This window comes from Sphingobium sp. UBA5915 (assembly GCF_002431195.1).
Classification (GTDB): Bacteria; Pseudomonadota; Alphaproteobacteria; order Sphingomonadales; family Sphingomonadaceae; genus Sphingobium; species Sphingobium soli.
This window is the reverse complement of sequence record NZ_DJDV01000118.1, coordinates 1-20761: the sequence shown is the minus strand read 5'-3', so window position 1 is coordinate 20761 and position 20761 is coordinate 1. Positions and strand designations below refer to the sequence as shown.

The window sequence follows — 20761 nt, the reverse complement described above, 5'->3', positions numbered from 1 at the left end:
ATGCCGCTCTAATCCCGCAAGCGCATCACGGCGAACATCGCGCACGCGCTCGAGCAACTGCTGGCCGAAATAGAGCTGGGTCATCTGCAACAGACCGTTGTCGATGACGATCTGGCGTTCGGCGCGCGACTGTCCCAGTTGCGCCGCGGCGCCCGCCTGGGCGGCGGGAATCTGGCCGCCGGAATAGAGCGGCAGCGTCGCCGTCACGATCGGCCGGGTGCTGGTGCGCTCGATCTCGAAGCGCAGGGGGTCAGAGATGGAATAATCCTGGGCCACGTCCGCCAGCGGGCCGAGCGGCAGATAGAGGGTTTTCTGATAGCGGATCATCTGTCCTTCGAACTCGACGGTCGGACGCCGCAACGTGCTCGTGGAGCCTTTCTGGGCCTCCTTGCTGCGCACATCGGCGTCGGCGCCCTGGATCGCGTCCGACCGCTCGAGCAGCCTCGCCTGGGCGCTTCGATAATCGAGATCAAGCCTGTCGATCGTTTGCGCCTGCGCGCCCTGACAGACCGCAGTCGCCAGCGCGGCAACCAGCATCGAACATCGCAAGGTCATGAAGAACGTCTCCTGCTCCCGCACGGTAACGTTGACATCCAACCGACTCAATACATATTTGTATCGAAATGCTCCCGCCCGTGATCCCGTGAGCCGCCGCCCGGCACGAACGCGCCCGACCCGGGCGCAGACCCGGGAGCGCATCCTGGATGGCGCTCTCGAGGCCTTCGCCGAACGTGGCTTCCATGGCTCCACCCAGGAAGATATTTGCGAGCGCGTCGGTCTGAGCCGGGGGGCCTATAATTCCAGCTTCCGATCCAAGGACGAATTGTTCTTCGCCCTCTATGACCGGGTGATCGAGCGCTTGCAGTCGAGGCTGGAGGAGGCGACCGCTTGCGCCCTGTCCATGCCCGGCTCGACGGCCGACAATTTCCTCAAGGCCTTTATCGCCAGCTATCCGTTCGATCGGGACTGGTATCTGCTCCAGGCCGAGTTCGGCCTCTATGCCCTACGCCATCCTGCCATGGCGAGCCACTATGCCGAACGGCAAGGACGGATCCTCGCCATCATCGAGGGCGCGCTCGCCGACATCCTTCGCGAGGACTCCCGCATCGTTGCCCGGGGCCTCCCGCGCATCGCGCGACTGATCCTGGCTGTCCACGAGGGAAGCATGTTCCAGGGCCTGCTCGAACCGCACGAGGTCGCAAGCGGAGAGCTTCTGGACTTTCTCGTGGATCTCATGCTGGCGAGGGCGGCAACGAGAGTCGACTAAGAATGGATTGCTGATCTTGCCTTGCGGGAGGCCGCGCAACAGCATGCCTGCCTCTATTTGTGACGTGGGAGATCGTTTAGTGAAGGAGACCGCGCTGTATCGCCGTGGCGACGGCCTGGGTGCGCCTGTTGACAGCGAGACACTTGAAGATCGCGCGAAAATGCCATTTTACGCCATCTTCGCCGATACCCAATATGTTGGCGATCTCCGCGCTCGTAAGACCATCCCGCGCCAGGCCGAGGATATGGAGTTGGCGGCGAGACAGGTCGGATCCTTCGGTATGTTGTGAACTCGGCAAGTGATGTTGTGCTGCGGACCGATCAAACCTCGCCTTTACGGCCCATCCCGCGTGAATATGCTCCAGGATATTCCGGAACTCCCGCGCTGTTTCCTTCAGTCCTGTGCTGTCGCGAATTTCCGAGGCCTCTTCCGCTGACCGTATGGAAAGTTGCAGCGCCTCTTTACGTAGATGCAGCACCGAACGCAGCATGAGGGTTTTGAGTATGATATGTTGCCATCCTGCCCTGCGGATGCGGGCCAGGATACGGTCCGTCAATTGGCGCGCGAGGTGATCCTTCCCGTCGGCAAGCGCCCGCGTCGCAGACAGAAGCATGCACTCGACGTCCGCAATGGCGAGGTGAGCCGAAGTGATGGCGTCGTTCCTGGGAATATTGGGGATGGTGACCGATCGACCCGACGCGATTTCATGTTCCGCAGTCAGGATATCGGCCATGAGTTGCAGTCGCGGCATGTGGTCGCGTACGGCTTTCACGTCCAGTTCGGTCAGGATTTTTTCGCAGAGGTCCGCATCTCCGGCCAGACGAGCGGCCCGTAATATGGCCCGTGCCGTATGAATGCGGACGTCGACGATCTGGTCGCAGAAAAGCAACGGCCATTCCAGTTCTGCCAGAGGCACGCCGCTTTCGGCCAGCACAGCGAGGCGCAATGTTTTCAGCGTCTGCTCGGCGACCGGGGAGACCATATCCGTCAGATGCGCGTCGATCCTATTTCGTGCGGGAATGATCTGCCCCTGCGTCAGCAGGAGCAGCACTTCGGCAATCTTTGCCCAGTCGCGGGCAAAGCCCTGATCGGCCAGGGCACAGGCTTGATCCAGTAGGGGACGTAGTGCCGCGAACTCGGCCGCGTTCGACTGGCTCGCCACGATGCTCGCGAGGCAGGCCAGGGCGGAGGCCTTCATCATCGGATTTTCCCGGGCGTGCAGCTCGAGCCATTGCCGGCAGAGCATTTCCGCCCGGACGACATCGTCCCTCAGCGCCGCTGTCGTCGCACCGAGCAGCGTCAGCAATTCCTCATGCGCATCCGTGCGTGACAGCAACTTCAAAAGGTGCGTCGCCCCTGCATGCTGCTGCTGCTGGAAGGAAAGGGCCCATATCTTTCCCAGGCCAGCCATGGGATTGGTCAGCAACGCTGTGTCGGGCACGCCCTCGAGCCAATGGGCCAACTCATCGATACGGCCTTGTCGCAGGGCGACATCCATGACGATCTCACCGCCCAGCCCCCGCGCCCAGGCCGGATCGCCGGCCCGCAGCGAAAGCGCTATCGTTTGCGCTGGCCGGCCGGCGCGCCAGTGATGAAAAGCCGCACGTTTTAGAAGATGGCTTGGAGAGGAACGAAGCTGCGACTGTCCGCTCAAGGCAAGATGGTGTCGCAGCGCCGGATTGAGCGCAAACATTCCGTCACTGTCCGGCCTCAATAGGAGGCATTCGCGTTGCGCACGTGCGATCCATTGCGCGCCGTCGTGGACGCGCAGGGCAAAATCGTGGCTTTCGGCATCGAGGGGAGCGATTAATGCCGCCTTTTTCAGCCATGTGCGCAGAGCGGGCGATAAGGGCGCCAACACCATCTGATCGAGATAACAGATGATCTCGGGCCATAAATGCAGTGGCTGCATCCGGTAGGATACACGGCCCGCGATGCGGCACAATGCGGGCCAACCCTGTGTGTCCGATATGATCCGGTCGAGGGCTGAAGGGACCCGGATCAATTCCTTCAGATCCTGGGCGCGGCAGGCCAGGGCATCGGGGCCGACTTCCTGCCAGTCAGCGTTGAGGACGCCAAATCCCCAGGGGGCGGAGGTTGCAAGGACCGCTCGCCAATCATCGGGAAGAGCATCCATCATGTCTCTTGTCAGCGTTTCGAGATGCGGCGCTTCCTGAACATCATCGAGGCAAATAATCCCGGGCCTGTCCTGATGCCATATCCATTGGAGAATGGACTCGATGTCCGCGGCGGTTCCGGCCTGAAAGGCGAGGCGACGCAGGGTGCCCTTCTTTGTGTCGTCGCTTGCAAGACTTGCCCAAAGCGCCGGGCGACCAGTGTCCGCCGCCTCCTTCCAACCGGCCGCGAGCGTCGCCGATTTGCCGTAGCCGCAAGGTGCGCGCAGCAGGCTGACGCGCGCGGTCAATTCCACACGGCGAAGTGCCGTTTCCGCCAGTCGCGAAAGCAGCGTTGGAGTCCATTCGGTTCCCAGGCCCATGTCGGGTCGATACTACATGTTCGTGTAGTTCCCTATTGCTTTTGCGCTCGTAAGACTCGCGCGAAGGTCATGTTTTCGACGAGAATGAAATGATTGAAGAGAGCCATTCGATTTCGCAGGAACCCTGTGATGGCCGCCCGGTGGAAATGCTCTTCACCGCGCAAAAGGCAATGTCGGACGAGCGCCGGATGCGCTTTGGCCTTGCTGAAAGACGCGCTGCGCTGGCGCGCCTCGCGGCTGCCATACGAAAGTTCGAAGGGGAGATCGTCCAGGCCATGGCGACCGACTTCGGCAAGCCGGAGGCCGAAGTGTTTCTGACGGAAATTCTTCCGGTCATGCAGGAAATCCGCCACAGCCGTCGTAATCTGCGCCGATGGATGCGGCCAGTCCATGTCGGACCGACATTGATCGGTTTCGGCACGGCCGGACGGATCGTGCCGCAGCCACGCGGCGTGTGCCTTATCATCGCGCCCTGGAATTACCCATTCAATCTCTGCCTGGGGCCGCTTGTCTCCTGCCTTGCTGCCGGCAACAGCGCTATCCTGAAGCCTTCGGAGATGACACCTGCTACCTCGGGCGTCATCGCGCGGCTGATCGCCGACACATTTCCGCCAGACTTGGTTACCGTCGCCCTCGGCGGGAAGGAGATGTCTCAGGCCCTGCTCGCGCTGCCCTTCGATCATATCTTCTTCACCGGCAGCCCCGAGGTCGGGAAAGTCGTAATGCAGGCAGCCTCCCGCCACCTGACCTCCGTTACGCTGGAACTGGGTGGCAAGTCGCCCACGATCGTGGGACCGGATGCCGACATAGAGACGGCCGCCAGTTGGATCGCCTTCGGCAAATTCTCCAATGCCGGTCAAACCTGCATCGCGCCCGATCATGTGTTCGTCCACGCTTCGATCCGCGACCGGTTCGTGGAAGCGCTGCGCCGCCGGATCGCCGCCGCTTATGGTTCGGGCATGACGAGCCCCTATCTCGCAAGGATCGTCAATGATCGCCATGCGGACAGACTGGGGGACCTGATTGCGGATGCCCTGGCCACGGGCGGGCGGATCATTGTCGGCGGCGAAAGGCAGGGAAGGGCGCTGGCGCCCACAGTGCTGGAAGCGATCGCTCCCGAGGCGGCGATCGACCATGAGGAGATATTCGGTCCCGTCCTGCCGGTCCTGACCTATGATGACATTGAAACCGTGATCGGTCGGATCAACGCAAGACCCAAGCCGCTGGCGCTTTATGTGTTCGATCGTGACCGGGCGAGAGTGGATCATATCCTGGCGGCCACGACTTCCGGCAGTGCAGGCGTCAACCTTACCATCGTCCAATACGTCCACGATCATCTGCCGTTCGGCGGTGTGAACAATTCCGGGATCGGGGCGGCACATGGCCATCACGGGTTCCGGACTTTCAGTCATGAGCGCGCCGTTCTCCAGAACCGCTTCTCCGCTCTGCCTCTCGTCTTTCCTCCCTATTCGGGCCGGGCAGCGCGTCTGATCCGACTTGCCAAACGCTTTCTGGGGTAAATCCATGTACGACTATATCACGATAACCGATAGCCTAACTATCTAAATTAACGTGGCTTTTCCTGCCTTCTGGCGGTCGCCAGCATCTCACGGCGAAGTATGGCGTTCATGCGGGCTTGGTAGCCCTTACCCTGCGATTTGAGCCAGGCGAGCACATCAGCATCAAGGCGTGCCGTCACCTGCTGCTTGATGGGCTTATAGAAGCGCCCACGCTGCCCGTTCCGCCAGAAATCCTCTGTCAGCGCCGGAGAGTCGCTATAGTCGATCCCGCTATCCGGCATCGCCTGCAGGGCATCCAGTTCGGCCTGTTGCGCTTCGGTCAACGGCGGCAGATTGTCCGGATCGAGTTGGAAACGGACGGTATCAGCGTCTTTCTTCTTCATAACGTCGCCTTTCCGTTCGATCGGCCTTTCGAGCCGAAATGATATGAATGATCTCCACATACTCGCCGTCATCGTCTTGCTCGACGACAGTGTGGGCCACGAGGAGGAGCAGATGCCCTTCCACGAGGCCCAAGGTTTGCCATCGTCGCTCGCCACCTTCGATCCGATCCTGATCGCTCAGCGCGAAAGGATCTGTGAACGCACGAGTAGCGATCGCAAAGCTGACGCCGTGCTTCTTCAGATTGCTCTCGGCTTTGGCCGGATGCCAGGAGAAGCGCATGGATGGCATTACGGAAATATAATTATGTTCTTGTCGTTACGCAAGGCGCGGCGGTTTGAGCCATCCGGCCCGCGCGAGCGTATCTGCGAGGGTCGATCGGGGCACGTTGAACGTGCGGCTGATCGACGACTTGCTAGCGCCACCGGCAAGGGCGGCGGTGATCTGATCGAGCTTTTCCGCATCGATCGTTCGCGGGCGGCCACCGTAGCGCCCGCGCCGTCTGGCGGCCGCAAGGCCTGCCATGATGCGCTCGCGCGTCAATGCCCGTTCATACTGGGCCAGCGCGCCGAACAGCGAAAACAGCAGCTCGCCATGCGGCGTTCCCGTGTCCATCTGCTCGGTCAATGACCGGAATGACACGTCACGCTCCCTGAGATCGGTCAGGATCGACAGCAAATGCGGCAGGGAGCGGCCGAGCCGATCCAGTTTCCACACGACCAGCGTATCGCCGGCTGCGAGATATTCGAGGCAGGCCCGCAGGCTCGCCCGGTCCTCGCGAGCGCCGGATGCCTTGTCGGAATAGAGATGCCGGCTATCGACGCCGGCTGCGATCAGCGCATCGCGCTGAAGATCGACCGATTGCCGGTCATCTGTGGAAGAGACGCGCATGTAGCCTATAAGCATGTCGGAAAACCCCTGATAGCTTGTTGTGGGACAGTCCTCCTTTCCGGCAGAGTTTATCGGACGCTACGGATTTTGGGCGTGCGTAGATTGCTGGAATTTCCGGGGGGATGCCTGCTAGCGGCGGAATGTGTCGTCGGGCGCATCAGGCGGGGCGCTTATCGTGTGATTTCCATTAGGTTAATCTGTTCGTGCAGCCGCTGCCGCAGCGGACCGTCTTCTGGCCGCGACGATCAATAACGGATTATCCGCCTGCTTACGCTGACCAAGTCGCATGCCCGTCGCCGAATTGATCCCGTGGCGGCTGCACACATCGCTGTCGCCATGCCCGTTTCCTGCTCCGCGCCTCTTCAATTTATCGTAGAAGCTTTTGATGTGTCTTATTAAAATCCTTGGCTTGCCGCTCTCGGTCAGACGATGATTGGACGGATTTCAGTTCACTTTCGTCCATATCTGCGATTTGCACATGATCCGCCCTGTCAGGCACCCCTTTCCCTCCATCCGCCGATCGTCGAGCGTGGTGATTGTTCCAGAGAAGGTTTGGCCGATGTCGGGTACAAAAACACTGCCGCGCCACACGCCCTTCTTTTCAGGAACAAAATCGCGAAACAGGATCAGACCTACCAGATCGTTTGTCCCGCCGCGCCGCGCATCCGCCTTGGCTTTGTCACTTGCCCAGACCACGACCCCGCACATTCTGCTTCCGCACGGCTGGGCTCGCACATGTACGCTGTCCTGCGGATTCTTCCACACTCCGAAAGAAGCGCGCTGTGCCTCGACGGACGCAGATGCTGCAAGTAGCAGCATGGCTGCCAATACGAAACTGAACCTCATCGCCATTCTTCCTCAAGGCCGGATCATCATTTGCGCGACATTTTCCGCGATCGCCATGGTAGGCGCGTTAGTGTTGCCCGACACGATCGACGGCAGGATCGATGCATCGACCACGCGCAAACCGTCAATGCCACGTACACGGGCTGCCGGATCGACCACGGATGCCGAGTCACTGCCCATGCGGCATGTTCCTACCGGATGATAGATTGTTTCAGCGCGCGCGCGGATGTCGTCGATCAGAGCCTCGTCGGTCTGGACCGCGGGTCCCGGTCGCACCTCCTCGCGCAAGTGACGGGCGAGCGCCGGCGCATGAAGGAGCTTGCGGGCTAGCTTCGCGCCATTCAGCAAGACGCCCACATCATCGGGATGACTGAGATAATTGCCCTCTATGCGCGGATGAGCCGTGGGATCGGCGATCTTGAGCCCGATCCTGCCGCGGCTCTTCGGTAGAAGGTCGCAGACATGCACGGTCATTCCGTAGCCGAAGGCTGTCTTGCGGCCAAGGTCACGCAGGATCGCCGGCAGGAAATGGAATTGAAGATTGGGCCGCTCCCGGCCGGCGTCGGATTTGAGGAAAGCGCCGCCCTCCGAGGCATTTGACGTCAATTCGCCTTCATGATGAAGGAAATAGCTCCATGCGCCGCGTATCGCACGAGGCAGGAAACTGGGCGCCACCCCAAATCCTTCGCGATCGGCCGTGGTTGCCACAGCCGTATAGTCGAGGTGATCGGCGAGATTGGCTCCGACTTCGGGCGCATCCAGAACGATCTCTATGCCATGCTGCCTGAGTTCGCTCGCCGAGCCGACGCCCGACAGCATCAGAATCTGCGGCGAATTGACCGCGCCAGCCGAAAGGATCACCTCTCCACCGGGGCGCAGCAGCAGGTCCCGGCCGCCGACGCGGACCCCGATGGCGCGACGGTCCTTGAACAGTATCCGTTCGACGAGGCCGTTCGTTTCGATGGCGAGATTCTTGCGCGAGCGAGCCGGATCGAGAAACGCTCGCGCCGTGCTGAACCGTTGCCCGTCTTTCTGGGTCACCTGATAGACACCAAAGCCTTCCTGGCTCACGCCATTGAAGTCGGGATTTCGCGGGTAGTGCAGTTCCACCCCAGCTTCGACGAAGTCTTCCGTAAGTGGGTTCACTCGCCCAAGATTGGAGACGCAAAGTGGCCCGGCATTGCCATGATGCTCGTCGTGGATAGCCTGATTGTTTTCGAGCGCGATAAAAAGCTCGCGCATGCGCGGCCAGTCCCAGTCAGCTCCGGCGGCCGCCCCCCAGCCCTCATAGTCCGCCCGATCGCCGCGAATGTAGACCATTGCATTGATCGAGCTGCTGCCACCCAGCGTCTTGCCGCGCGGCCAATAGAGCCGCCGGTTGTTAAGGTGAGGCTCGACTTCGGTCTCACAGTTCCAGTTCACCCATCCCGTGCGGGCAATGACGCCGACGCCAAGCGGCATGTGAATGAAGGGATTGCGATCGCGCGGCCCCGCCTCGATGAGGCAGACAGCTTTATCCGAATCAGCAGAAAGGCGGTTGGCCATGACGCAGCCGGCCGAGCCGCCGCCAATGATGTGGTTTCCGTCAGCGCCGAACCGTAACATCTAGCTACTCCTCTTCTATCCCCATCGCTTTCAAGTCCAATCCCAATTCCTTTAAACTGGGCAGGGGAGGAGGATCGAAGGCTACCAGTGCATCGATAAAGTCATGAAAGCTGTCGTATACGGGGGTTATCGCCCTAGAAGGCAGAGCTTCATCGTGCAGCCATACGGATATCTTTCCATCAATTCTGTCAATTAACAGCATATTACCCAGACCGATTTCCGCAAAAACCACAGATGTTTTTGGAATCTGCATGGATAATTGTTCGTTTATGCGAATTATTCCTAAGCTTCCGTCAGCAGGGCCATATATAACTGAAACGCCAATTCTTCCTGAATCTTCGGAATAGGCGCATTTTTCCGCAGGAAATTCAACATCCTTATTGAAAACTATCGCTGATCCGAATTCAATAAATAAATCACGAAGCTCAGAGGGCAGCAATATCCTTAATGAACTCTCTATCTGGTCTAATTCGATCAAAGAATCTCCCGGCATGTGGAGTGATTCTGCATCGAATGATGGATCAAACTGAAAGGTCATATATTTTCTGCCTTACATCATTAGGGCGTCGCTATCGTGTCCGTTCCGCACCGCGCCTCAATCACGCCACCTGATTGGTATAGCCGTTAGCGGAGGGGCACGACAATCAGGTCAATCTTGGCGCGTCGATGCTTTGATTGGTGCTGCGCTCCATCTACGATTGAATATCCGCCATCCGACTAAGCCCGCGACAACGCCCAGCAGGCCGCCCACGAGATAGGCGGTTGGCGCATCATTCGGCACAAAAAAGAAGCCGCCAGCAACATAGCCGCCGATTACGGCGGTGCGTGTCACCGCACCATAGATCGCGGCGACCTTGCCATGATCGGCGGGCGGGCATTCCGACTGGAACAAGGTTCGGACAGCGACGTTGTGGATGCTGTTTGCGCCGCCGCCTAGGATGAAGGCGACGGCAACGATTGCCAGCCCGATCGGCGCAAGGCCGATCCACAGCATGGTCGCGCCCATGACAGCGGCCGTGCCGAACGCCGCCAGTCCGACCCTATGGCCAATAACCCTTTCGGCCAGCCCAGCGCCGATCAACATCCCAACCGCCCATAGTGCCGTCAGCATTCCAAACGCGGTCGGCCCGCTCCCAGCGTCACCATCACGAGAAACACGAAAGCAACGTCGGCTATGGCGGTCGCAAACACTTCGAGGCTGAGCGCACCCGTAACCACCATCAACCGTCGATTGCGGAGCAGCGGCAGGTAGTCCGCGAACAGGGTCTCTTCCTCCTGATCGTCCCGTTGTGGCTTGCGGCGAAGCCTGCTCGCCATCACGACGAGGGCCAAAAGGGCATAACTGGCGGCATCGGCTAAAAGCGCATTGCGCGATCCGATCCATCCCACCAGTACGCCCCCAGCGACTGGACCAGCGAGCATTCCAAGGCTGCGAACCATTTCCATAAGGGAATTGGCGAGTGCGAGGTCATTCCAAGCCGCTCGCCAGCACTGGAATCAACGCGAATGTTGCGGCGCTGCTGATCGTGAACAGCACGCTCAACAGCGCGGCCCCGGCGAGCGTGAACATGGGATAATAGGCGATAAATGCTATCACGCCCGCTTGCAGAACTGACACCATGACCAGAATGCGGGCCGCCTCCCGGCGGTCGATCAAGCGGCCCGCCCAGGGTGCGGCGATCAGACCGGGTAGCAGCTCCGCGGTCAGCAGCGTCGGCACCGCATAGCCGGATGCGTTCTCGGCAGTGCGGAACATCAACGTCAGCAACGTGATTTCATCGCCGGTCGTCGAAATCGTAAGCGCCACAAGGACCAACCATCCCCAGCCTTGCCGAAACTCAACTCCCACTCACTTAACCTTCCGCACAGCCCCGCACTTTCCGGGTCACTCTGCACACTTCAAATCTCAACCGACAATCAGGTGAATAGCTTTAGCGTTGTTCTGCCAACCACTTAAGCGCCGATAGGCTTGGCATGAACAGATATTCGCCTCCCTTCATGACATTGAAGGTCTGCACACCGTCGATGCGCTTGCGCGCAGGCGCCTGCGGGATCGTGAACCGGCCGTCCTCCTCATGCAGACCAACGATTGGATCGCGCTCCTCGCCGAGGTCGACGAAATTGCCGCGGTTGATCCATTCCTGCTGCATGAACTCGATCGTGTCGTAAGCGCGCGCGCTTATGAAGATGAAGAACAGGCCGCGATCGCCTTTGGCATCGTCTTTCGGCGCCACATCCTCGGAATAAACCGGCCCGAAGGTCGAGGAACGGCGGATGATGCGGTGAATGTTGACGTCGGTGAGCAGTGTCAGCTCGGAATCGCGGGGATTGAGCCGGCGCATATGACAGCCGAGCGGCACGACGCGGCCTTTGGGGTCGTCCTTGAAATTGAAGTCGTTGTTGCGCTGCGGATCGGCGCCGAGGTCCGGGTCGTCATGATCCGGCGACAACGTCAGTGGAGCGCCTGACCGCCAGCGACCGAACATCTTGGCGGCAAGACGTTCGCGGTCCTCCGCCGTCTCGCCATGGGCCTTGAGGAAGGCGTTGAAGCAGCCGACCCGGCTGTTGTACTTGCGCAGGACGACGAAGGTGCCGTTCTTTCCCAGCGCCGCAGGTTCAGGCATGCCGAGCGGCTGGCCGTTCTCGCTCTCGTATCCAAGGATGAACTCGCCCGCCTTGATCGCGCGTTCCTCGCCGGGCAGCGGATCGACGCCGCTGCCTTCGACGGCGGGCTGGGAGATCGAATCCCGGAAGCCGAACGGGTTTTTCGCGCCGTCCGGCGCGCCGAAGCGATGCTCGCCGATCAAGGTGACGCCGCTGCTCTGGTCGAGTTCGGTTCGCGCGGTCGCCAGCGCCTTGTCGAGCGCCGCATCGTCGACCGCGTAGATGGTCAGCGCGAGATGGCAGTTGCCCGGCTTGAACACGTCCTCCCAGTTTTCCGGCGCGTTGGGTCCGAAGTCGCGGAGCTGCTCCGAGCGCGCCGCCATGCCCTGCTGAAAGGGGAGCGGGAATGTCTTGAGCTGCGCTTCAGGAACGCCGAGCGCCTTCAGTCCCTCGAAGCTGAGTGCAGCGCCTATCCAGAAATCGAGATCCTCGTTCCAGTTGTCGGCGGATGCGATATGGGGCGCGAGCCGGCCCAGCAAAGCGCGCGCGCCCTCGGCCTCGTCGAAATGGAGCATCGCATGGATGCCGACATAGGGCTCCGGCCGGCTTCGCAGGATCAGCGCCTGGATATCGTGCAGGTCGAGCGTAACGCTGTCCCTCGAGAAGCGCTCTTTCAGCTTTTGAAGGATCGTCATCGCTCAGCCCACCTTGTCCAGGAATTCGTTGACGGCATGTTCCATCCGCTGAAGCCGACGCACGTCGACGACCGTGACCTGCGGGTTGGCGACGAACCATCCGGCGGCGGTGATCTGATGTTCGGCGATGAAATCCTTGACCTTCGGGCTCGCGATGCCCGGCCAGCCTTCGACCGAGGCGAAGAGCAAATCCATCAGGTCAGGGATCTTGGTGGCGAAGTCGTTGATATAGGTGTCCCAGTCGCCGTCATAGGCGGTGGCGAACAGGATGCGGGTGTCGTTGTCGAAGAAGACGAACCGCATGTTGTGCAGGGTGCCGACCTTCTGCGCCCCGTCGAAATTGCCGTTCACGAGTCCGAAGATGCGTTTCAGCCGGTCCGCGCCGCCCGGCTTGAGGTTGGCGATGGCGGTGAGCTCGGAGACATTGCCGGACTGCGCGCCGACGCGACCGGCCGAGCCGGCCGTGCCCTTGAGGTCGGGATTGTGCTTCGTCACCATCTGCTCGAGCGCGAGCTTGGCGAGCTGCGGCGCGTCGCCGGCCACTTCCTCGATCCGCCGCCGGATGGCCTGAAGGCGGGTTTCGTCGATCTGCGGGTTTTCTTCGGTCTCGGCCATGACTGGCCTCCTTTCGTGATTGCGTGTGTCGATCGGTGCGTCAGTCCGGGATGGCGTCAATGTTTGTCGGCTCGACACGCGGCTGCGCGTTCATCTCATGGCGGTAGCGGGTGGATCGCTCATAGGCGGCGATGCGCACCCGCATGATCGATCCGAGCGGCTGGTGCTCGCGGATACCGTGCCAGGGATTGAACGACAGCACGTCATCGCCATAGACCCGCCGCGCCGGCGAATAGGCGTCCTGCGGCGGGATGCGCAGCGTGGCGATCGGCTGGTGTGGCGACAGCTCTTCGGGCCAGAGCACCGCCGCGTCCTCGACAGGCATCTTGTCGAGATCAGCGCAAAGTTGGGCGCGCAGTTGATACTCAGCACCCTGGTCGCGGAAATGCTCGACAACCAGATCGCGCATCGTAGAATCCTCCACTGTGCCGACGTCCTTGCCGGTGAGCGCGCGGACATTGTCGGAAAGCGGCGCGGCGCTGATCTTGGCGATGTGATCGCCAAAGCGGATCGCCGCCATCGAGTGATAGGTCTCGCCGAGCAGATGGTCGTTGTCGCGCGCGAGCCCGCGCAGCGTCGCGCCGGGCTCGACGCCGACCGCTTCGACCGCGGCTTCCACGCCACGCGCCACCCCGGCCATGGCGCGTTGGAGGAAGGCGGGGTTCTGCGCATTCTTCTCCAGAAGGCCAATGAGCTGGCGATATTTACCGATCGTGCCGAAGCTCAAGGTCGGGATGTTGACGAGCAGGAAATCCTGATTGCGGCCCTGGTCGTCGGGCAGAAGCCGCTCTCCCTCCACGCCGATGACCTTGATCGCCATGCCGCGTGGGGCGGGGATGGTGTCCGAGTGGATATCTCCGGGCGCTGATGAGAGGCGGATCACCACGGAATAGGTGGCCGGGCGAGCGAAAAGCCCCTGGCGCAGATGCTCCGGCAGTTCCGGGACGACGAGTTCGCCCTTCAGGAACCCGTGGCTCTTGGCATGGGCGTCGCGCACCGCATGCCGATGGCGCTCGAACGCCTTGCGGTTGGTGCTCGCCATGATTTCGAGGATTTCGGCGGTGAGCCGCTCCTCGTCTTCGCCGAGCACTTCGACGCTGGTGGAGTAGGGGATATAGGTCTCAGCCAAGGGCGATCCTTCGAACCGGATTTTCGTTGCATTCGAGATATCAGGTGATATCTGGTTTTACGGTGAACGCCGACATGGGTAAAAGGTTTCCATGCCGTGCTGAATTGGAGGTCGATCGCTCATGCGCCTCACGCGAAAGGAAACGCAGCGCCAGACGCGGGATAAGCTGCTCGCCGCAGCACATTCGTCCATTGTGGAAGAAGGGGTGGCGGCCATGTCGATCCGCAACATCTGTAGTGCAGCGGGTCATTCGCAGGGGGCCTTCTATTCGAATTTTGCAAGCAAGGACGATCTGCTGGTCGAGATTCTGCAGGCTCATATCCAGGACGAGGTCGTGCTTCTGCGCGATCTGGTCGCCCACTGCTCCGGCGATGATATCGAGGCGACTCTGCAAGTGCTTGCGGCGCGGCTGGCTAAGCTGGCTGACGAACAGCATTGGTCGCTGCTTTCGATCGAATTGCAGCTTCATGCGCGGCGGGACCCCGCGTTCGCTGAACGGCATCGCGAAGGAAAGGCCGCCTGCCACCATTTGTTCGGAGAACTTGTGGCGGATCTGACGCGGCGCTTTGCGCTTCGGCCTGCCTTGCCGCCGCTGCAGACCGGGATCGGCCTCTATGCACTGTGGATGGGACTGGCGGTCCAGGGCGATGTCGAAGGCGCTATTCCCCGAGAGCAAATGCTTGTCGGCTTCTTTCGCGCGATGGCAGGCCTCGATGCGCCATCCACCCGGTCATGAGCCTTCCTGGCGAAGGACGCCGCAGGATCGGCTGCGATGCTTCAGGCGTGCCCTTGGCTGGAAAAGTGGACGAACGTCGGCGCTTCCATATCCGTTTCCAGGCAACCGAAGAAGACATCGATGAACTCGGCCATGTCAACAATGCGGTCTGGGTGACCTGGATTCAGGATGTGTCGGTGGCGCACTGGCTGACAGCCGCGCGTCCGAGGGATGCCGACACCTATGTTGCTATGGTGCTCAGGCACGAGGTCGATTACCGCGGCAATATCCGGGCGGGCGAAGAGACCTTTGCCATAACCTGGGTCGAAGGGAAGCCGCGCGGAGCGAGATACGCCCGGTGCGTCGAGTTCAAAGACAGTAACGGTCAGACGCTCGTCGCGGCCCTGTCGCAATGGGTGCTCATCGAGAAAGCTACCGGCAAGCTGGTTCGCGTGCCCGCCGAAGTCGCTGCGCCGTTTCTCTATGAAACCCGACGCAAGGAAGAGAATGAATGAGCGACATCCTGAAAGTGACGGTGCTAGGCACCGGTGTCCTCGGCAGCCAGATCGCCTTCCAGGCCGCCTATAGTGGCTTTGACGTTACCGCTTATGAGATCAGCGACGAAGCACTCGACCAGGCGAGGCATCGGTTCGAAACGCTTGTAGAAACCTACGTGAAAGAGGTGACGGGTGCGGCTGACGGCAAGGCAGCCGAAGCTTCGAGACGCATCACGCTCACCGCCGATCTTGGGGCTGCGGTTGCGAATGCCGATCTGGTCATCGAAGCGGTTCCGGAAGTGCTCGAGATCAAGCAGGCGCTCTACGAGAAACTGGCGGGGCTCGCGCCTGACAGAACGATCTTCGCCACCAATAGCTCGACTTTGCTGCCGAGCGACCTCAAAGCCTTCACCGGCCGCCCGGACCGTTTCCTGGCGCTGCACTTCGCCAACAGCATCTGGAAGTTCAACACTGCCGAGGTGATGGGTACGGACGACACCGATCCGGCCGTGTTCGATACCCTGATCGCCTTCTCCTCCGCGATCGGCATGGTGCCGATCCCGGTGCGCAAGGAAAAAGCGGGCTACGTCCTCAACTCCCTGCTGGTGCCGTTCCTGAACGCGGCCACCGATCTGGCTGCCGGCGGCTATGCCGAGCCGGAAGATGTCGACAAGGTCTGGCGGATCGCCACCGGCGCGCCGATGGGGCCGTTCCAGATCTACGACATCATCGGATTGAACACCCCCTACAACATCCTGTCGCACGGTGATGAGCACGCACAGTCGCTCGCCGCGTGGCTGAAGGAAAACTACATCGACAAGGGCAAGCTCGGCATCGCGTCGGGCGAAGGCTTCTACAGCTACAAGCCCGCCGACTGATCCCAACAAGAAAAACAGGAGTTTGCCATGCATTATAGCAGTGGAAACTATGAAGCCTTTGTCCGTCCACGCAAGCCGGAAGGCGCCGACAAAAAGACGGCGTGGTTCGTCGGCTCGGGCCTCGCGGGGCTCGCCGGCGCCGCCTTCCTGATCCGCGACGGCGGCGTTTCGGGCGACCGCATCACCATATTGGAAGAGCTGGAAATCCCCGGCGGCGCGCTCGATGGTCTGGACGTGCCCGAAAAGGGCTTCGTCATTCGCGGCGGCCGCGAGATGGAGGAGCATTTCGAGTGCCTGTGGGACCTCTATCGCTCGATCCCCTCGCTGGAGATCGAGGATGCCAGCGTGCTCGACGAGTTCTACCGGCTCAACAAGGACGATCCCAACTTTTCGCTGCAGCGAACGACGCAGAACCAGGGTCAGGACGTGCCCGACAAGGCGCTGCTAACGCTCAACGACAAGGCGCAGAAGGATCTCCTCTCGGTCTTCCTTGCGACGCGGGAGGAGATGGAGAACAAGCGCATCAACGAGGTCTTCGGCGAGGACTTCCTCAAGAGCAATTTCTGGCTCTACTGGCGCACCATGTTCGCCTTCGAGGAATGGCATTCCGCGCTGGAGATGAAGCTCTACCTGCACCGCTTCATCCATCACATCGGCAGTCTCGCCGACTTTTCCTCGCTCAAGTTCAATCGCTACAACCAGTATGAATCGATGGTCCTGCCGCTGGTGAAGTGGCTGACCGATCACGGGGTTAAATTCCGCTACGGCGTCGAGGTCACCGATGTCGATTTCGACATCCAGCCCGGCTCCAAGCAGGCGACGCGCATCCACTGGAAGGAGCGCGGCGTCGAAGGCGGCATTGATCTCGGGCCCGACGATCTCGTCTTCATCACCATCGGCTCGCTGACCGAGAATTCCGACAATGGCGACCACAGGACACCGGCGAAGCTCAACGAAGGACCGGCGCCGGCCTGGGACCTGTGGCGGCGGATCGCGGCGAAGGATCCGGCCTTCGGCCGCCCGGACGTATTCGGCGCCCATATCCCGGAGACGAAATGGGCCTCCGCGTCGATCACTGCCCTCGACGCCCGCATTCCGGCCTATGTCGAGAAGATCACGAAGCGGAACCCCTTTACCGGCAAGATCGTCTCCGCCGGTATCGTCACGGTGAAGGACTCGGCGTGGCTGCTGAGCTGGACGGTTCATCGCCAGCCGCATTTCAAGAAGCAGCCCAAAGATCAGATGATCGCCTGGTTCTACGCGCTCTTTGTCGATTGCCCCGGCGACTTCGTGAAGAAGCCGATGCAGGAATGCACCGGTGAGGAGATCACCCAGGAATGGCTCTATCACCTCGGCGTGCCGGTCGAGGACATTCCCGAACTCGCGGCATCCGGCGCCAGCACCGTTCCCACGATGATGCCCTATATTACCGCCTTCTTCATGCCGCGCCAGGCGGGTGACCGGCCGGACGTGGTGCCGGAGGGCGCGGTCAACTTCGCCTTCATCGGCCAGTTCGCGGAGTCGAAGCAGCGGGACTGCATCTTCACCACGGAATATTCGGTGAGAACCCCGATGGAGGCCGTCTACACGCTGATGAATGTCGAGCGCGGCGTGCCCGAGGTCTTCAACTCGACCTATGATATCCGTACACTTCTTGCTGCGATCGGTCCGCTGCGGGACGGCAAGGGCATCGATCTTCCCGGGCCGGCCTTCCTGCGCAAACTGCTGATGAAGAAGCTCGAAGGCACCGAGATCGCCAAGCTGCTCGAAGAGCTCCATCTGATCGAGGAGTGAACAAAGACCGGAAGGCACGCGCGGCGTGCGAAAGGTGATGAATGGCCGACGACGATCAGAAGAGCGAACGCGCCGCCGAGGTGACTGGGGCGCACGGCCATCATCACCATCATGAGCCGGACGGCGAAACGCCGTCCGGTCACGTCGACCATGATCCGGTCTGCGGCATGGTGGTCGATCCCGCCAGGACCGCTCACAATGCTGAGTATGAAGGCGAGCGCTACGTCTTCTGCTCGGCCGGCTGCAAGGCGAAGTTCGACGCCGACCCCGTGCATTATGCGGCACTGGCAGCGCATGCTGCACATCACCATGAGGGTGCTGCCGCCCATGGCGATCATTCCCACCATAGCCACACGCATGGACCTGATACCCATGAGCATCACCACGTTGCGGCAGTAACGGCAACCGCAACGGAAGGGACGATCTGGACATGCCCGATGCATCCGGAAATCCGCCGGGATGCGCCGGGTAGTTGCCCGATCTGCGGCATGGCGCTGGAGCCGCTGATCGCGGCGGCGGATGCCGGATCAAGCCCCGAACTCGCCGATATGACCCGACGCTTCTGGATCGGCCTCGTGCTCGCCTTGCCCGTGTTCCTGCTGGAGATGGGCGGTCACCTGATCCCGGCGCTGCACCATTTGGTGCCGATGCGCATCTCGATCTGGATCCAGTTCGCGCTGGCGACGCCGGTGGTCCTGTGGGCCGGATGGCCGTTCTTCGAACGTGGCTGGGCGTCGATCGTCAACCGCAGCCTCAACATGTTCACGCTGATCGCGATGGGCACCGGGGTCGCCTGGGGCTACAGCATCGTCGCGACATTCGCGCCGCAGCTCTACCCGCAGGCTTTCCGAGGCGCCGATGGCACGGTCGCGGTCTACTATGAGGCCGCGGCCGTGATCACCGTGCTGGTGCTGCTCGGTCAGGTCATGGAACTGCGCGCCCGGGAGCAGACCTCCGGCGCAATCCGCGCGCTTCTCAATCTCGCGCCGAAAACCGCCCGGCGGATCGGGCGGAACGATGCTGAAGAGGATATTCCTGTCGAAGCCGTCGTCATCGGTGATCGGCTCAGGGTCCGGCCCGGTGAAACCGTGCCGGTTGACGGCGTGGTCGAGCAGGGTCGCTCATCGATCGATGAATCGATGGTGACCGGCGAATCCATGCCGGTGACGCGTGTAGTCGGCGAAGCGGTCGTAGGAGGTACGCTGAACCAGACCGGCGCGCTCGTCATCCGGGCTGAAAAAGTCGGGCGCGACACCATGCTCGCCCGCATCGTCCAGATGGTCGCGGATGCCCAGCGCTCGCGCGCGCCGATCCAGCGCATGGCTGATCAGGTGTCGGGCTGGTTCGTGCCGGTCGTCATCGCCGTCGCGCTGCTCGCCTTCGCGGCCTGGGGTGTATGGGGGCCGGAGCCGCGGCTGGCGCATGGCCTGATCGCGGCCGTTTCCGTGCTGATCATTGCCTGCCCCTGCGCGCTCGGGCTCGCGACGCCGATGTCGATCATGGTGGGTATCGGCAAGGGGGCGGCCGCCGGCGTTCTGATCAAGAACGCGGAGGCGCTCGAGCGGATGGAGAAGATCGATACTCTGGTGGTCGACAAAACCGGGACGCTTACGCAAGGAAAGCCGGCGGTGACCCGGATCGTCGTGGCCCCGCGATTTGTCGAGGAGACCATCCTGCGGCTTGCAGCCGGCGTGGAGAAGGCGTCCGAGCATCCGCTTGCGCGGGCGATCGTGGCGGCTGCCGACGAGCGAAAGATCACCATCCCCGATGTCGCCGACTTCGACTCGCCGACCGGCAAGGGGGCGATCGGTCGTGTCGAGGGCCGGCATGTGGTGCTCGGCAGCACCACCTTCCTCGCCGAACATGGGGTTGATACAGCGCCGCTCGCGGCACAGGCCGATGAGCTACGCCGCGACGGCGCAACCGCCATCTATATCGGCATCGATAAAGCCATCGGCGGCATCTTCGCCATCGCCGACACGATCAAGGCGACCACGCCTGAGGCACTGAAGGCCCTGCATGCGGAAGGCATCCGCATCGTCATGCTGACCGGTGACAATCGCACCACAGCCGAAGCCGTTGCGAGAAAGCTCGGCATCGATGAGGTCGAGGCCGATGTGCTGCCGGACCAGAAAGCCGCGGTCGTCGAGCGCCTGAAGGCGCAGGGCAAGGTGGTGGCGATGGCGGGTGACGGCGTAAATGACGCGCCGGCGCTTGCCGCCGCCGATGTTGGTATCGCCATGGGATCGGGGACCGACGTTGCGATCGAAAGTGCGGGCGTGACGCTGCTCAAGGGCGATCTCACCGGCATTGTCCGCGCGCGACGCCTGTCGCAGGCGACGATGGCCAACATCCGCCAGAACCTCGCCTTCGCGTTCATCTACAATGCGGCAGGCGTACCGATTGCGGCCGGTGCGCTCTATCCCACGTTTGGGCTGCTGCTGTCGCCGATCATCGCTGCTGCCGCGATGGCGCTGTCGTCCGTCAGCGTCATCGGCAATTCGCTGCGGCTCCGGACAGTGAAGGCATGACGGACCAAGGCCCCGACCTTGTGGCGGGGTCTTGCGTGGGGTCTTAGGCGTCACCTCAAGGTTTGTGCGCCAGACAACGATTTGGCAGACATAATGCGAACATCGGCTAATTAGCGAGCTTGAGGCGCGACATGGGATCGTTGAGCTGGCGGAATTCACCGCCAGGCGGACGCTCCGCCTGCCCTCAAAGGCAGCCGCCGGGCAGGCTACGCCGCGGGGTACGATGCTACTGCCATGGCCCCGCTGTTGATTTCCCCTGCGAAGTGCCCCGGGTCGGGCGTAAATTTCAGCTGAGA

Annotated in this window: 22 protein-coding genes; 8 read left to right on the top strand and 14 right to left on the bottom strand. The window is 61.5% G+C overall.

Annotated elements, in window-relative coordinates; all coding sequences use genetic code 11:
- On the bottom strand, positions 1–537 hold a 537-nt coding region (locus B2V90_RS20290; protein WP_293922976.1), incomplete at its 3' end, for a TolC family protein.
- Positions 538–643: 106 nt separating this feature from the next.
- On the opposite strand from B2V90_RS20290, the gene B2V90_RS20285 reads away from it, so the two are divergent.
- On the top strand, positions 644–1267 hold the full coding sequence (locus B2V90_RS20285) for a TetR/AcrR family transcriptional regulator (protein ID WP_025290597.1): 624 nt from the start codon (positions 644–646) through the stop codon (positions 1265–1267).
- A 76-nt stretch (positions 1268–1343) separates the two neighbouring features.
- Here the strand turns inward: B2V90_RS20285 and B2V90_RS20280 are convergent, their stop codons facing one another.
- On the bottom strand, positions 1344–2573 hold the full coding sequence (locus B2V90_RS20280; RefSeq protein ID WP_228221673.1) for a helix-turn-helix transcriptional regulator: 1230 nt from the start codon (positions 2571–2573) through the stop codon (positions 1344–1346).
- 54 nt (positions 2574–2627) lie between these two features.
- On the opposite strand from B2V90_RS20280, the gene B2V90_RS20275 reads away from it, so the two are divergent.
- Both B2V90_RS20275 and B2V90_RS20270 read left to right on the top strand, forming a co-directional pair.
- Positions 2628–2879 carry a hypothetical protein gene (locus tag B2V90_RS20275; protein WP_228221672.1) on the top strand — a complete coding sequence of 84 codons (252 nt, stop codon included), beginning with the start codon at positions 2628–2630 and terminating at the stop codon, positions 2877–2879.
- A 974-nt stretch (positions 2880–3853) separates the two neighbouring features.
- Positions 3854–5284 carry an aldehyde dehydrogenase family protein gene (locus B2V90_RS20270; RefSeq protein WP_161734490.1) on the top strand — a complete coding sequence of 477 codons (1431 nt, stop codon included), beginning with the start codon at positions 3854–3856 and terminating at the stop codon, positions 5282–5284.
- Between the two features lie 47 nt (positions 5285–5331).
- On the opposite strand, the gene B2V90_RS20265 is transcribed toward B2V90_RS20270, so the two are convergent.
- The 12 genes from B2V90_RS20265 to B2V90_RS20210 all read right to left on the bottom strand — a co-directional run bounded on the left by B2V90_RS20265 (position 5332) and on the right by B2V90_RS20210 (position 14050).
- Positions 5332–5667, bottom strand: coding sequence for a BrnA antitoxin family protein (locus tag B2V90_RS20265; RefSeq protein ID WP_004206995.1), 336 nt, complete (start codon positions 5665–5667; stop codon positions 5332–5334).
- The gene (locus B2V90_RS20260; protein WP_228221671.1) at positions 5648–5947 is read right to left on the bottom strand and encodes a BrnT family toxin; all 300 of its coding nucleotides are present in this window, start codon (positions 5945–5947) and stop codon (positions 5648–5650) included. Before B2V90_RS20260 ends, B2V90_RS20265 begins: the two co-directional genes overlap by 20 nt.
- 36 nt (positions 5948–5983) lie before the next feature.
- Positions 5984–6571 (bottom strand): recombinase family protein, encoded by a 588-nt coding sequence (locus B2V90_RS20255; protein WP_025290601.1) that lies wholly within the window; start codon positions 6569–6571, stop codon positions 5984–5986.
- A gap of 429 nt (positions 6572–7000) precedes the next feature.
- Positions 7001–7402: a DUF2147 domain-containing protein gene (locus B2V90_RS20250; protein ID WP_004207001.1), complete on the bottom strand. Its 402-nt coding sequence runs from the start codon at positions 7400–7402 to the stop codon at positions 7001–7003.
- Positions 7403–7414: 12 nt separating this feature from the next.
- Complete coding sequence (locus tag B2V90_RS20245) at positions 7415–9007, bottom strand: GMC family oxidoreductase (protein WP_161734492.1); 1593 nt, start codon at positions 9005–9007, stop codon at positions 7415–7417.
- A gap of 4 nt (positions 9008–9011) precedes the next feature.
- Entirely contained in the window at positions 9012–9545 is a 534-nt protein-coding gene (locus B2V90_RS20240; protein WP_082733396.1) for an SMI1/KNR4 family protein, read from the bottom strand.
- Positions 9546–9656: 111 nt separating this feature from the next.
- A complete protein-coding gene (locus tag B2V90_RS20235; protein ID WP_025290603.1) occupies positions 9657–10091 on the bottom strand; it encodes a hypothetical protein in 435 nt (144 codons plus the stop codon).
- A 20-nt stretch (positions 10092–10111) separates the two neighbouring features.
- Entirely contained in the window at positions 10112–10429 is a 318-nt protein-coding gene (locus B2V90_RS20230) for a hypothetical protein (protein WP_025290604.1), read from the bottom strand.
- 46 nt (positions 10430–10475) lie between these two features.
- Entirely contained in the window at positions 10476–10775 is a 300-nt protein-coding gene (locus tag B2V90_RS20225) for a hypothetical protein (protein ID WP_235209820.1), read from the bottom strand.
- Positions 10776–10938: 163 nt separating this feature from the next.
- A complete protein-coding gene (locus tag B2V90_RS20220; protein ID WP_293922971.1) occupies positions 10939–12150 on the bottom strand; it encodes a Dyp-type peroxidase in 1212 nt (403 codons plus the stop codon).
- 159 nt (positions 12151–12309) lie between these two features.
- A complete protein-coding gene (locus B2V90_RS20215; protein ID WP_004207013.1) occupies positions 12310–12921 on the bottom strand; it encodes a hypothetical protein in 612 nt (203 codons plus the stop codon).
- A 40-nt stretch (positions 12922–12961) separates the two neighbouring features.
- Positions 12962–14050, bottom strand: a complete 1089-nt coding sequence (locus B2V90_RS20210; RefSeq protein ID WP_025290605.1) for a catalase family protein — start codon at positions 14048–14050, stop codon at positions 12962–12964.
- 121 nt (positions 14051–14171) lie between these two features.
- On the opposite strand from B2V90_RS20210, the gene B2V90_RS20205 reads away from it, so the two are divergent.
- Genes B2V90_RS20205 through B2V90_RS20185 form a run of 5 tightly spaced genes read left to right on the top strand, consistent with a single transcriptional unit; the run spans position 14172 to position 20465 of the window.
- Entirely contained in the window at positions 14172–14786 is a 615-nt protein-coding gene (locus B2V90_RS20205) for a TetR/AcrR family transcriptional regulator (protein ID WP_004207015.1), read from the top strand.
- Entirely contained in the window at positions 14783–15280 is a 498-nt protein-coding gene (locus tag B2V90_RS20200; protein WP_004207018.1) for an acyl-CoA thioesterase, read from the top strand. Before B2V90_RS20205 ends, B2V90_RS20200 begins: the two co-directional genes overlap by 4 nt.
- The gene (locus B2V90_RS20195) at positions 15277–16140 is read left to right on the top strand and encodes a 3-hydroxyacyl-CoA dehydrogenase (protein ID WP_004207023.1); all 864 of its coding nucleotides are present in this window, start codon (positions 15277–15279) and stop codon (positions 16138–16140) included. Before B2V90_RS20200 ends, B2V90_RS20195 begins: the two co-directional genes overlap by 4 nt.
- A gap of 27 nt (positions 16141–16167) precedes the next feature.
- Positions 16168–17934, top strand: coding sequence for an oleate hydratase (locus B2V90_RS20190; RefSeq protein WP_293922966.1), 1767 nt, complete (start codon positions 16168–16170; stop codon positions 17932–17934).
- Positions 17935–17975: 41 nt separating this feature from the next.
- Positions 17976–20465: a heavy metal translocating P-type ATPase gene (locus B2V90_RS20185; RefSeq protein ID WP_039996361.1), complete on the top strand. Its 2490-nt coding sequence runs from the start codon at positions 17976–17978 to the stop codon at positions 20463–20465.
- Positions 20466–20761: the final 296 nt, after the last annotated feature.

What these genes read in the sequence shown, in the direction of transcription:
- B2V90_RS20275 (WP_228221672.1), top strand. Translation starts at nt 2,628, where the DNA reads ATGCTGCTGCTGCTGGAAGGAAAGGGCCCATATCTTTCCCAGGCCAGC.
- B2V90_RS20270 (WP_161734490.1), top strand. Translation starts at nt 3,854, where the DNA reads ATGATTGAAGAGAGCCATTCGATTTCGCAGGAACCCTGTGATGGCCGC.
- B2V90_RS20265 (WP_004206995.1), bottom strand. Translation starts at nt 5,667, where the DNA reads ATGAAGAAGAAAGACGCTGATACCGTCCGTTTCCAACTCGATCCGGAC.
- B2V90_RS20260 (WP_228221671.1), bottom strand. Translation starts at nt 5,947, where the DNA reads ATGCGCTTCTCCTGGCATCCGGCCAAAGCCGAGAGCAATCTGAAGAAG.
- B2V90_RS20255 (WP_025290601.1), bottom strand. Translation starts at nt 6,571, where the DNA reads ATGCTTATAGGCTACATGCGCGTCTCTTCCACAGATGACCGGCAATCG.
- B2V90_RS20250 (WP_004207001.1), bottom strand. Translation starts at nt 7,402, where the DNA reads ATGAGGTTCAGTTTCGTATTGGCAGCCATGCTGCTACTTGCAGCATCT.
- B2V90_RS20245 (WP_161734492.1), bottom strand. Translation starts at nt 9,007, where the DNA reads ATGTTACGGTTCGGCGCTGACGGAAACCACATCATTGGCGGCGGCTCG.
- B2V90_RS20240 (WP_082733396.1), bottom strand. Translation starts at nt 9,545, where the DNA reads ATGACCTTTCAGTTTGATCCATCATTCGATGCAGAATCACTCCACATG.
- B2V90_RS20235 (WP_025290603.1), bottom strand. Translation starts at nt 10,091, where the DNA reads ATGTTGATCGGCGCTGGGCTGGCCGAAAGGGTTATTGGCCATAGGGTC.
- B2V90_RS20230 (WP_025290604.1), bottom strand. Translation starts at nt 10,429, where the DNA reads ATGCTCGCTGGTCCAGTCGCTGGGGGCGTACTGGTGGGATGGATCGGA.
- B2V90_RS20215 (WP_004207013.1), bottom strand. Translation starts at nt 12,921, where the DNA reads ATGGCCGAGACCGAAGAAAACCCGCAGATCGACGAAACCCGCCTTCAG.
- B2V90_RS20205 (WP_004207015.1), top strand. Translation starts at nt 14,172, where the DNA reads ATGCGCCTCACGCGAAAGGAAACGCAGCGCCAGACGCGGGATAAGCTG.
- B2V90_RS20200 (WP_004207018.1), top strand. Translation starts at nt 14,783, where the DNA reads ATGAGCCTTCCTGGCGAAGGACGCCGCAGGATCGGCTGCGATGCTTCA.
- B2V90_RS20195 (WP_004207023.1), top strand. Translation starts at nt 15,277, where the DNA reads ATGAGCGACATCCTGAAAGTGACGGTGCTAGGCACCGGTGTCCTCGGC.
- B2V90_RS20190 (WP_293922966.1), top strand. Translation starts at nt 16,168, where the DNA reads ATGCATTATAGCAGTGGAAACTATGAAGCCTTTGTCCGTCCACGCAAG.
- B2V90_RS20185 (WP_039996361.1), top strand. Translation starts at nt 17,976, where the DNA reads ATGGCCGACGACGATCAGAAGAGCGAACGCGCCGCCGAGGTGACTGGG.